Raw genomic sequence first — 12,525 nt, 5'->3', positions numbered from 1 at the left:
AGATTTTAGATTTCTTTTTGGAATCTAAAATCTAAAGTCTAAAATCTTAAATCTTAAATTTTAAAAAATGGCTTGGTTTAAAAGACAAGAAAAAGGGATTACGACCGCGACAGAAGACAAGATGGACGTTCCGAAAGGATTGTGGTACAAATCTCCTACTGGAAAAATTATTGATGCTGACGAATTAGCGAGAAATTTATTCGTAAGCCCTGAAGATGATTTTCACGTTCGAATTGGAAGCGCAACCTATTTTGAAATTTTATTCGACAACAACGAATTTGTTGAGTTAGATAAAAACATGACTTCTAAAGATCCTCTGCATTTTGTGGATACAAAAAAATATGCAGAAAGATTAAAAGATGTAATGGAAAAAACTCATCTTAAAGACGCTGTACGTACGGGAGTAGGAAAATCTAAAGGAAGAGAACTTGTAATCTGCTGTATGGATTTCGCTTTTATTGGTGGATCTATGGGAGCTGTTGTAGGAGAAAAAATCGCAAGAGGTATTGATCACGCGATCAAAAACAAATTGCCTTTTGTAATGATTTCTAAATCTGGTGGAGCTCGTATGATGGAAGCTGCTTATTCTTTAATGCAATTAGCAAAAACTTCTGTAAAATTAGCTCAATTAGCGGAAGCTAAATTACCTTACATCTCTCTTTGTACAGATCCAACAACGGGTGGAACAACTGCATCTTACGCAATGTTAGGAGACATAAACATCTCTGAACCAGGCGCTTTGATTGGTTTTGCTGGTCCGCGTGTTGTACGTGATACTACAGGAAAAGATTTACCAGAAGGTTTCCAAACTGCTGAGTTTCTTTTAGAGCACGGTTTCTTAGACTTTATCACGCCTAGAAAAGAATTGAAAGATAAGATCAACTTATACATCGATTTAATTCAAAACAATGATATTAGATAGTTTTAAAACTATTCAAAATACGAAATCCCAAGAAATTGCTTCTTGGGATTTTTTTTGTTTTTAAACCATATAAGTTATATAAGTTCAGTTAAGTTCTCTTGTAAGGTTTTGGAAACCTTGCAGGAAAGCAAACTACGTTTCAAATACGAATACTTGTCTGAAAAATTGTATTTTTGTTTCTAAACACAAGATAACAGTCAAAATAATTGAAAAATGTATAGCACATAAATTGACTTGTTTTTTACCGAAATCTATTTTTTTCTAAAGTAATATAAATATCTTTGAATTATGAGCACAGCAACAAAACCAATTCATATAGGACGAAAAATAAGTCGTATTCGCGAACTTAAAGACATGAAGCAAGAAGCATTGGCACAAGCTTTGGGAATATCTCAACAATCTGTATCGATATTAGAAAACAGCGAAACCATAGAAGATGCAAAACTTGAAGAAGTAGCAAAAGCTCTTGGCGTTAGTACTGAAGCAATTAAAAACTTTACTGAAGAAAATATGATTAATTATTTCAATAGTTTTTATGATAACAGCACAAGTACTGGGATAAATGGAATGTTTAATCCAACTCATTGCACATTCAATCCATTAGATAAAGTTATTGAACTTTACGAACGTATGCTTCAGGCAGAAAAAGAAAAGGTTGAATATTTAGAAAAATTATTAAAAGAGAAATAGAACTCTCACAAACATATAAATTCAATAGAAAATCCTAGGAAATTACTTCTTGGGATTTTTTTATATCTTTATTTTAAATCTTATTCTTTATGGCTAGAATTTTTATTGGTTTTATGATTTGTTTTCTTCTTTCCAATTGCGATAAGAGAAAAGAAAACATCATCATAAAAAACAAACCATATATTATTTCTTATGAGGATATTAAACTTTCAAATTATTTAAAGGGAAAAAACATCCCTCTTCCACCTAAAGGTTTCTACAATGAAAGTCAATTATTAATTGATAAAAAAGGTCATTTTTATTATTATCAAAAAGAATATACAGGAGCTATATGCGGAACAGGATTAGAGAATGACACTTTACCTCATTTTATCAATTTGCAACCAAAAGATATAGTCAAAATTCCAAAAGGAAGTATTAACGACTTTCTTTCTGAAAATATTTTAATCAAAGAAGAAAGATACAGAATACTAATTGTTGCATCTCAAAATGACACAATAAAAAACACATCTTTTTTTAATTTTATAAATAAAAACAAATTACGGGCATTTGAAATAAGAAGAACAACGCAAGAAGAAGACACAGTTTTAAAATATAAAAACAACAGAAACGAACATATTTACTATTATCCTGACTCTATTAAATGGGATCGAACAAAAATAAAGCTTCCTAATCAATTCGACTAAAGTCTCTACTTCTTAAAAAAATAAACCTCCAGCTAAAGCTGGAGGCAATTCATATATAAACTTTAAAAGCTTTACAAAAATCTTTGAATCTTGATAAATCAGTACCTTAACCATTTCAAAAACCTTTGACCCTTTGTTTCTCTGAACCTTTGACCCTAAGAAAAAAAACTACATTCCTGTTCGAATCGCTTCAACTGGATCTAAATTCGCTGCTGAAATTGCAGGAAGAATCCCTGAAATCAATCCAATAATAGCAGCAAGAGTTGTCCCCAAAATTATATTTCCTAAACTGAGAACAAACTCAAAATCGAGCAATTTGGTTAAAGCGAATGCAATTCCCCAAACCATTAGAAGTCCGATGATTCCACCAATAACAGATAGAATTACAGCTTCAAACAAAAATTGAAAAAGTATAAATTTATTTTTTGCTCCTAATGATTTCTGAATACCAATAAGATTGGTTCTTTCTTTAACCGAAACAAACATAATATTGGCAATCCCGAAACCGCCGACTAAAAGAGAAAATCCGCTGATAATCCAGCCTACAAAATTCATTTGACCTAAAATTCCGTCGATAAAATCGGTGAATCCAGAAAGTACATTAATAAAAAAATTGTCCATTTCTCCCGCTTTCATTCCGCGTATTGATCTTATTTTTTGCGTCACTTCTGCTTTATACGCCTCCATATCAACACCTTTTGTAGGTTTCAAAACAATCATTGGCGTCATTGCATCACTGTCCCCGTACATTCTGCGAAGAAAATTCACAGGAAGATAAACCGAAGTATCGTTACTGTCTCCAAAAAAACCGGCTCCTTGTTTTGCCATTACACCAATTACAGTAAAACGCTGTCCGTACAAACGAATGTTTTTACCAATCGGATCACTTTCTCCAAAAAGTCCGTCGGCAATATCATGTCCTAAAACAACAACTGCTGTTCCAGAATTTGATTCGGATTCATTATAAAATCTTCCTTTATCAAAACTTAATCCATCAATATCGACCATTTCGCTTGACGACGGAATTATATTTACATCGCTCACGGTTTTTGAATCGTATTTTAAACTTTCTCTATTTACGAAAAGCTGAAATCCGACTTGATCGGTATTATTCATTGAATTTTTAAGTGCAATGTATTCGTCATATTTTACGTTTGGGAACTGTTCTCTTTTCCATTGTGGAATTTCGGACGGTCCAAAACTGAATTTCATTAAATAAATCGTATTTTTATCTAAGCTGCTCAAATCTTTAGTGATTTTTTTGTCTAAAGAATCAACAGCAGCCAAAACAGCAATAATTGAAAAAATTCCAATAGTTACGCCTAACAAAGACAACAATGTTCTCAATTTGTTATTGCGAAGTGCATTAATAGCGAAACTTAGACTTTCTTTTAATAATCTTAAATAGACAATCATATTTTGGTATTTTTCAATAGAGTAAAATTCAATAATTTAAAAACAAAAACCTAATAAAAGTTAACTTACTCATCAGTAGATTTTTTTACCATTTTGTTACAATAATTACTTTAAAATAATATATAAAAAAACTACTTTTGCAGACTGAAAAACATAACTACACAATGAGCACAACAAAAAAAATACAATCAGCATTAATTTCAGTTTTTTCTAAAGATGGATTAGAGCCAATTGTTAGAAAATTACACGAACAAAATGTAACACTTTATTCAACTGGAGGAACAGAAGATTTTATCAAAAACCTTGGTATTCCGGTAGTTCCTGTTGAAGATATTACTTCTTTCCCTGAAATTCTTGGTGGAAGAGTAAAAACATTACATCCAAAAATTTTTGGTGGAATCTTGAATCGTCAAGACAATGAAAGTGATGTGCAGCAAATGAAGGAATTTGATATTCCGCAGATCGATTTAGTGATTGTTGATTTATATCCTTTTGAAAAAACAGTTGCTTCTGGCGCAAGCGAACAAGATATTATTGAAAAAATTGACATTGGCGGTATTTCATTAATCCGTGCTGGTGCAAAAAACTTCAAAGACACTGTAATTGTAGCTTCAGTAAACGAATACAGTTTGCTCTTAGATTTAATTACTGAGCAAAATGGTTCTACAACTTTAGAAAACAGAAGATTGTTTGCTACAAAAGCATTCCACGTTTCTTCTCACTATGACGGAGCTATTTTTAATTATTTCAACACAGACGAGACTATTTACAAAGAAAGCATTGCAAACGGTCAAGTTTTAAGATATGGTGAAAACCCTCACCAAAAAGGATTTTTCTTTGGCGATTTTGATGCTATGTTCAAAAAAGTTCACGGAAAAGAATTATCATACAACAACTTATTGGATGTTGATGCTGCAGTAAACTTAATTGCTGAATTCAAAACTGACGGACCAACATTTGCAATCTTAAAACACAACAATGCTTGCGGATTGGCTTCTAGAAAAACAATCAGCGAGGCTTATTTAGCAGCTTTAGCTTGTGATCCGACTTCTGCTTTTGGAGGAGTTCTAATTTCAAATGTTAAAATTGATTTAGAAACTGCTCAAGAAATCAACAAGTTATTCTGCGAGGTTGTAATTGCTCCAGAATATGATAATGAGGCAATTGAAGTACTTCAAGAGAAGAAAAACAGAATTATTTTAGTTCAAAACGATGTTGAATTGCCATCTCGTCAAGTAAGAACTTGTCTTAATGGTTTGTTAATTCAGGACAGAAATAATATTACTGATAATAAAGAGCATTTAAAAACCGTTACAATTACAGAACCTACTGCTCAAGAGATCGAAGATTTGATCTTTGCTTCTAAAATCTGCAAGAATACAAAATCAAACACCATTGTATTTGCTAAAAACGGAACATTGATTTCATCTGGCACAGGTCAGACTTCAAGAGTTGACGCTTTAATTCAGGCTGTTGACAAAGCAAAAGCTTTTGGATTTGATTTAAATGGAGCCTCGATGGCAAGTGATGCATTTTTCCCATTTCCGGACTGTGTAGAATTAGCCAAAAAAGCAGGAATAACTGCTGTAATTCAGCCAGGAGGTTCGATAAAAGACGAATTAAGCATAAATTATTGCAACGAAAATAATCTTGCGATGGTATTTACTGGAACGCGTCATTTTAAACATTAATTTGTTTAACTTTGTTCGATAAATAATTTATAACATTTTAAACCCCTAAAAAACTTATGGGATTTTTTGATTTCATGACCGAGGATATTGCAATAGACCTTGGTACCGCAAACACTTTAATCATTCATAATGATAAAGTTGTTATTGACAGCCCCTCTATCGTGGCACGTGATAGAGTATCCGGCAAAATCATCGCTGTTGGTAAAGAAGCCAACATGATGCAAGGTAAAACGCATGAAAACATCAAGACCATAAGGCCTTTGAAAGATGGTGTAATTGCCGATTTTGATGCTTCGGAAAAAATGATCAATATGTTCATTAAAAGCATTCCTGCATTAAAAAAGAGAATGTTTACTCCAGCTTTAAGAATGGTAGTTTGTATTCCGTCTGGAATTACTGAGGTTGAGATGCGTGCTGTAAAAGAATCTTGTGAGCGTGTAAACGGAAAAGAAGTTTACTTAATTCACGAGCCAATGGCAGCAGCTATTGGTATTGGTATCGATATTATGCAGCCAAAAGGTAACATGATCGTAGATATCGGAGGTGGTACAACTGAAATCGCTGTAATTGCATTAGGCGGAATTGTTTGTGACAAATCGGTAAAAATTGCGGGTGACGTTTTCACAAATGATATCGTGTATTACATGCGTACACAGCACAACTTATTTGTTGGAGAAAGTACTGCTGAAAAAATCAAAATTCAAATTGGAGCGGCTATCGAAGATTTAGACGGACCGCCAGAAGACATGTCTGTTCAAGGTAGAGATTTGCTTACAGGTAAACCAAAACAAGTTGATGTTTCTTACCGTGAGATTGCAAAGGCGTTAGATAAATCTATTCAGCGTATTGAAGATGCTGTTATGGAAACGCTATCTCAAACTCCTCCAGAGTTAGCTGCAGATATCTACAACACTGGTATCTATTTAGCTGGTGGTGGATCGATGTTGAGAGGTCTTGACAAACGTATTTCTCAAAAAACAGATTTACCTGTTTACATTGCAGAAGATCCATTAAGAGCTGTAGTTCGTGGAACTGGAATGGCACTTAAAAACATTGCAAAATTCAAAAGTATCTTAATTAAATAAGATTCGACATAACAATCATTTTTTTTATTAGAGTTAAATTTCATCATTTAACTCTAATAAAATTTGAAACTAAAAGCATATCCTGAAACAAAATAACCAAACAAGAAATGCAGCAAATTTTTAATTTCATTATACGAAACAGCCATCGATTGCTGTTTTTGCTGCTTTTAGGTATTTCATTGTCTCTCACCATTCAATCACATTCCTTCCACAGAAGCAGAGTAATCAATTCGGCTAATTTTTTAAGCGGAGGTGTTTACGAAAAAATCAATCGTGTAAATGAATATTTGAATTTAAGAGCCGAAAATGATGAGCTTGTACTTGAAAACGCGAGGCTAAAAAGTCTTTTGTTTAATCAAAAAGACACTACAAAAGCACCTCTCGCTGATAGTATCAAAGGTGTAAAACCTGCCGACATTATTGTATCAAAAGTAATTCACAACACTTACAATACACACGAGAACTTTATTACCTTAAACTCTGGAGCTACTCAAGGAGTAAAACCTGATATGGGTGTAATTAACAGCTTAGGTATAATTGGAGTGGTTGACAATACTTCTGCAAGATATTCTACAGTTGTAAGTATCTTAAATATGAAGTCTAGAATTAATGCTAAGATCAAAAAATCAAATCACTTTGGTTCTTTAACCTGGAACGGAAAAAGTACTGGTTATGTGCAGCTAGAAGACGTTCCAAGATTGGCATCGATAAGAAAAGGCGATACAATTGTTACGGGCGGACAATCTTCAATTTTCCCAGAAGGAATTAATATCGGGACGGTTGATATTGTTTATAAAAAAGAAAACACGAGTTTTTATGTCATAAAAGTCAAATTATTTAATGATATGACAAACTTAGGACACGTTTATATTATCAAAAGTAAAGACAGAGAAGAGATCATCAATTTAGAAAACAAAAGCAAGGAAAAGAATGAGTAGCGCTGTATTAGTAAATATTTTTAGATTTATTATGCTGCTGGCAATTCAAATTGTTATTTTCAATAATATGAATTTCCTAGGATACATAAGTCCTTTCCCATATATATTGTATATTATACTTTATCCGGTAAACAGCAACAAAGCTGGTTTAATAATTTCTAGTTTTTTACTTGGACTTACAATGGATATGTTTTGTAATTCAGGCGGTATACATGCCACTGCCTGTGTTATTTTAGCGTATTACAGACCCTATATCTTTAAGTTTTCTTTTGGACTGAGTTACGAATATCAAACTATTAAACTAAATGAATCTTTAACCCCAGAACGTTTTTCTTTTATTCTGGTATCGGTTCTCTTACATCATATTGTATTATTTGTGCTCTTAGCTTTTGAGTTCAAGTTTTTCTGGGATGTTTTACTGCGAACCTTATTCAGTTCAATATTTACCATAATTACCTCCATAATAATAATTTATCTTATTAAGCCCAATAAACGATGAGAAAAGTTCTGCTGCCCACTATAATTATTATTGCAGCATCTTTGCTAGTAATCAGGATCTTTTATCTGCAGATTGTCGATGATTCATTCAAATTGAAATCGGAAAACAATGCGATAAAAAAAGTCTACGACTATCCTGAAAGAGGTTATATATACGATAGAAACGGTAAATTATTGGTAGCCAATCAGGCTTCTTATGATATTATGGTAATTCCGAGAGAGGTAAAAAAAGATTTAAACATCGCAGAATTTTGCACGCTTTTAAATATTACTCCAGAAGAATATCACAAGCGTATTGAAAAAGCAAAGGTTTACAGTCCAAGACTTCCTTCTGTATTTTTATCTCAATTAAATAAAAATGAATTTGCTGCTTTTCAGGAAAAAATCAGAAAGTATGAAGGTTTTTATTTTCAGAAAAGATCACTACGTGATTACGAAGTAGATTACGGAGCCAATATTTTTGGTTTCATCACTCAGGTGAACGAAAAATTAATCGAAAAAAATCCATATTATAATAGTGGAGATTTAATTGGACAACAAGGTGTTGAACAAAGCTATGAAGAGATTTTACGCGGAATTAAAGGTGTAAAATACATTCAAAAAGATAAATACAACCGTGAAATCGGTTCATACAAAGAAGGAAAATACGATACTATTGCCGTCGCGGGAGAAGACATCAATATAACTATTGATGCCGAACTTCAAAAGTATGGTGAAGAATTGATGATCAACAAAAGAGGTGGTATTGTAGCTCTTGAGCCTAAAACAGGAGAAATTTTAGCATTGGTTACTGCACCTTCTTACGATCCTGGTATTATGGTTGGGCGTCAAAGATCTAAAAATTACACGTTATTATATCACGATTCTATCGCAAAACCATTATATGACAGAGGACTTTTGGCTGAGTATCCTCCAGGTTCTCCATTTAAAATTCTTACTGGTCTAGTAGCTCTTCAAGAAGGAGTTATTAACGAACAGACGACTTTTATGTGCCACCACGGATTTAGTTATGGAGGCGGTCGTTTTATGAAATGTCACGGTTTTGGACCTCATCAACTTCATAACGGAATCTACAATTCTTGTAACACTTATTTTGGTCAAGCTTACATGTTGACTATTAACAAATATGCTAATCCAGGTAAGGCGGTAGATGTCTGGAGTGATCACGTAAAAAGTTTTGGATTAGGACAATTTATGGGCTACGATTTACCTACCGGGAAAAGAGGTAATATTCCGACTTCTAAAACATATAAAAGAATTTATCCTAATGGCGGATGGAGAAGTTCAACCATCGTATCTAATGCCATTGGTCAGGGAGAAGTTTTAATGACTCCTATTCAATTAGCGAATATGATGGCAACTGTTGCCAATCAAGGTTATTATTATACTCCTCATATCATCAAAAAAATTGAGGGAGAAAAAATAGACGAAAAGTTTACAACAAAACACGTAACAACGATTGATCAAAAGTATTTCCCGCCAGTTATCAGCGGTTTGTTTGATGTTTACAACAGAGGTACCGCTTATGCTCTTCGTGTAGAAGGAATAGATATTTGCGGAAAAACAGGGACAGCTGAAAACTATGCTAAAATAAACGGTAAAAGAGAAAAACTTAAAGATCACTCTATCTTTGTGGCTTTTGCTCCAAAAGACAATCCGAAGATTGCGATTGCCGTTATGATTGAAAATGGAGGTTTTGGTGCAACTGTTGCAGGACCAATTGCGAGTTTAATGATTGAAAAATATCTTAGAAAAAAAATCACAAGAACTGATTTAGAAGTAAGAGTTTTAAATAAAAGTTTAGCAGCGGAATATGCCAAATTAGGCGGAATGACTGATGCAGTTAAAATTGAATCTGTACCTAAAGATTCTGTTTTGCAGGCAAAAATTGTTAAACCAAAAGCTCCTGTTGCAAAAACACCAACAACTGAAGTAAAGAAAACAGCAGTAGACACTACTAAAAAGAACTAAGAAAGGTTATTTCAAATGAAAAATCAAAGTGTAAAAAATAATATCGATTGGATAAGTGTCTTTATCTACATTGCACTGGTAACGCTGGGATGGCTGAATATTTATTCTTCTTCTCTTTTATCAACAGATGGGACTTATCAAAAACAGCTGATTTTTATTGGCTGTACAATTCCATTGATATTTGTAGTTCTTTTTGTTGACGGTAAGTTTTATGAAAAATATGCCAGTATTATATTTGGTGTCGCTTTATTATCTCTCGCCGGATTATTTCTTTTTGGAAAAACAATTGCCGGACAGCGATGCTGGTATGCTATTGGAAGTTTTACATTACAACCTTCAGAGTTTGCAAAAGCAGCAACTTCATTGGCTTTAGCAAAATACCTGAGTGATACACAAATTAACCTGAAAGAAACCAATAGGCAAATTCAGGCGCTTGCTATTATGCTTTTGCCGGTAATGTTGATTTTACCTCAGCCCGATCCTGGAAGTGCTTTGATTTACAGCGCTTTTATTCTCGTTTTATACAGAGAAGGACTGCCATCATGGTACGTTTGGACCGCATTTATTACAATTGTTTTATTTGTATTAACACTGGTTTTAGAACCTTATGTTGTTATTATAATTGCTTTTGTGGTATTAATGATAATTCACTTTAAAGGAAGAGCCGTTGACCGTAATATCATTTTAAGTGCAATATTATTAGTATTAATATCAGGTTTTGTTTTATCTGTAGATTATGTATTCGACAATGTTTTCAAGCAGCACCACAGAGACCGTTTTAATATTCTATTAGGTAAAACTGTCGACATGAAAGGTATAGGATACAATACCAATCAATCGGAGATTGCGATTGGATCTGGCGGATGGATTGGAAAAGGTTTTCTTGAAGGAACTCAAACCAAAGGAGGTTTCGTTCCAGAACAACATACCGACTATATCTTTACTACTGTAGGTGAAGAATGGGGGTTTGCTGGGTCTTTTGTTGTTATTTTACTTTTTACCTGTTTATTGCTTAGGGTTATTTATTTAGCCGAAAGGCAGAAAACAAAATTCAGCCGAGTCTACGGTTATTGCGTCTCCGGAATCCTCTTTATCCATTTCTTTGTAAATATTGCAATGGTTATTGGGATCTTCCCAACAATTGGTGTGCCCCTGCCCTTCTTTTCGTATGGAGGTTCTGGACTTTGGGGATTCACAATTCTACTCTTTATATTCCTTAAAATGGATGCCAATAAAGTTAATGAATGGTAGTCTGAGGTTTTTATCTTAAAAAGTTCTAAGACGCAAAGGTTCTGAGGCTTCTTTTTTAGTCGTAAAGCCTCTTAAAAATAAGAATCGTTTTATTATAAATTAGAATATCTTTTAAGGCTCAAAATTTTACATTTACAATCAAATATGATATATAAAAAAAGTCCGAAGCTTTACAACTTCGGACTTTTCTATTTTATTTTATCTTTATTAAATGTTTTCATTTGGTCTCTTTTTCAACAATTTCATTAAAACTGGGAAAGTTGAGATGATGATGATAATAATGATAATGTATTCGATATGTTTCTTTAAATCTATATCATGTTTTAAAAATACTCCGTATAGATAATGTCCTGCGAAGATTAAGATAAACGACCAAAGGAACGAACTTAAAACATTGTAGAACATGAATTTCTTTTTATCCATTGAAACTATTCCGGCAACGATCGGTGCAAATGTTCTAAAAATCGGAAGGAAACGTGCGTAGATAATTGCTTTTCCACCATATTTTTCAAAGAAATCTTTAGATTGTAAAAGATATTTCTTTTTAAACCAAAAGGTATCTTCTTTTTTGAACAAATAATAACCACTTTTTGCTCCAAACCAATAGCCTGTCATATTTCCTAGAACTCCCATAATTGCTACGGCAGTTGAAAGCAGAAATACATTTATAAAATCATTTGGAATAATAAGAACATTTTCTATCAAATCACGGCTGTAAATACCTGCCAAAAAGAGTAAACTATCACCTGGAAGAAAAAAACCTGCAAAAAGTCCCGTTTCAGCAAAAACTATAAACAAAACAATAAAAAGACCAATTTGAAAACCTCCAACACTTAAAGTAATGTAAAACTCGGGGTTTAGCAACTGGGTCCATTCAAAATTATTCATAAAAATTTGTTTATATATATAAGTGTGTGAAAGTAACAATAATTTACCTTAACCGCAATAAAATGCGGTATTTTAAACTTAAATTAACTATTAAAAAAAGCCCAAACTAATTGTTTGGGCTCATAATTTACTTATTCGCGTACATACTTGCAGCAACTATGAAGATTATCATAATCTGCTTCGGTCGCCTTAACTTCTTTAGTATCGTGACCAACCTTCGCAATCGCTTTGTTTAAATCTTGCGGTGAAGACTTTTCTTCATTCAAAATAACTGAAAGCTGATGCGAACTAATATCCCAGCTTGCCGTTTTTATACCTGGAACACCATAAGCTGCTTTTTCGATACGTTTTTTGCATTGCTCACAATTACCGTTTACTTCTGTTGTGTATTTTAAATTCTTATTTTTCTTGGTTTGTGCCTGAGCCGAAAATCCGAAGAAAGTAATTATTGCTATTAAAACTAATTTTTTCATTTGATTAAATTTAAAG

At 33.1% G+C, this 12,525-nt stretch carries 12 protein-coding genes; 9 read left to right on the top strand and 3 right to left on the bottom strand.

The features are described from left to right. Nucleotides 1–67: 67 nt before the first annotated feature. From accD to ACFSC2_RS13065, 3 genes are all read left to right on the top strand, one after another. The gene (gene accD, locus ACFSC2_RS13075; RefSeq protein WP_026728501.1) at nt 68–922 is read left to right on the top strand and encodes an acetyl-CoA carboxylase, carboxyltransferase subunit beta; all 855 of its coding nucleotides are present in this window, start codon (nt 68–70) and stop codon (nt 920–922) included. A gap of 288 nt (nt 923–1,210) precedes the next feature. Beyond that, a complete protein-coding gene (locus ACFSC2_RS13070) occupies nt 1,211–1,612 on the top strand; it encodes a helix-turn-helix domain-containing protein (RefSeq protein ID WP_379814984.1) in 402 nt (133 codons plus the stop codon). A gap of 89 nt (nt 1,613–1,701) precedes the next feature. Continuing rightward, nucleotides 1,702–2,298: a hypothetical protein gene (locus ACFSC2_RS13065; RefSeq protein WP_379814986.1), complete on the top strand. Its 597-nt coding sequence runs from the start codon at nt 1,702–1,704 to the stop codon at nt 2,296–2,298. 168 nt (nt 2,299–2,466) lie between these two features. Here ACFSC2_RS13065 and ACFSC2_RS13060 read toward each other — a convergent pair whose 3' ends face one another. After that, a complete protein-coding gene (locus tag ACFSC2_RS13060; RefSeq protein ID WP_379814987.1) occupies nt 2,467–3,714 on the bottom strand; it encodes an ABC transporter permease in 1,248 nt (415 codons plus the stop codon). A 164-nt stretch (nt 3,715–3,878) separates the two neighbouring features. On the opposite strand from ACFSC2_RS13060, the gene purH reads away from it, so the two are divergent. From purH to rodA, 6 genes are all read left to right on the top strand, one after another. Next, a complete protein-coding gene (gene purH, locus ACFSC2_RS13055; RefSeq protein WP_379814988.1) occupies nt 3,879–5,405 on the top strand; it encodes a bifunctional phosphoribosylaminoimidazolecarboxamide formyltransferase/IMP cyclohydrolase in 1,527 nt (508 codons plus the stop codon). A gap of 56 nt (nt 5,406–5,461) precedes the next feature. Further along, on the top strand, nt 5,462–6,490 hold the full coding sequence (locus tag ACFSC2_RS13050) for a rod shape-determining protein (protein ID WP_008466528.1): 1,029 nt from the start codon (nt 5,462–5,464) through the stop codon (nt 6,488–6,490). A gap of 107 nt (nt 6,491–6,597) precedes the next feature. Continuing rightward, complete coding sequence (gene mreC, locus ACFSC2_RS13045) at nt 6,598–7,428, top strand: rod shape-determining protein MreC (protein ID WP_379814989.1); 831 nt, start codon at nt 6,598–6,600, stop codon at nt 7,426–7,428. Then, nucleotides 7,421–7,927, top strand: coding sequence for a rod shape-determining protein MreD (locus tag ACFSC2_RS13040; protein ID WP_379814990.1), 507 nt, complete (start codon nt 7,421–7,423; stop codon nt 7,925–7,927). The genes mreC and ACFSC2_RS13040 overlap by 8 nt, the downstream gene beginning before the upstream one ends. Beyond that, the gene (gene mrdA, locus ACFSC2_RS13035) at nt 7,924–9,897 is read left to right on the top strand and encodes a penicillin-binding protein 2 (RefSeq protein WP_379814991.1); all 1,974 of its coding nucleotides are present in this window, start codon (nt 7,924–7,926) and stop codon (nt 9,895–9,897) included. Before ACFSC2_RS13040 ends, mrdA begins: the two co-directional genes overlap by 4 nt. Before the next feature lie 15 nt (nt 9,898–9,912). Further along, entirely contained in the window at nt 9,913–11,148 is a 1,236-nt protein-coding gene (gene rodA, locus ACFSC2_RS13030; protein ID WP_379814992.1) for a rod shape-determining protein RodA, read from the top strand. Nucleotides 11,149–11,355: 207 nt separating this feature from the next. On the opposite strand, the gene ACFSC2_RS13025 is transcribed toward rodA, so the two are convergent. Both ACFSC2_RS13025 and ACFSC2_RS13020 read right to left on the bottom strand, forming a co-directional pair. Continuing rightward, entirely contained in the window at nt 11,356–12,036 is a 681-nt protein-coding gene (locus ACFSC2_RS13025) for a DedA family protein (protein WP_379814994.1), read from the bottom strand. Nucleotides 12,037–12,167: 131 nt separating this feature from the next. Further along, nucleotides 12,168–12,509, bottom strand: coding sequence for a heavy-metal-associated domain-containing protein (locus ACFSC2_RS13020; RefSeq protein ID WP_379814995.1), 342 nt, complete (start codon nt 12,507–12,509; stop codon nt 12,168–12,170). Nucleotides 12,510–12,525 lie beyond the last annotated feature (16 nt).

Source organism: Flavobacterium artemisiae (assembly GCF_042678225.1).
GTDB lineage: Bacteria > Bacteroidota > Bacteroidia > Flavobacteriales > Flavobacteriaceae > Flavobacterium > Flavobacterium artemisiae.
Note: the sequence above shows the minus strand (reverse complement) of the source record. Positions and strands in the feature narration are given on the sequence as shown.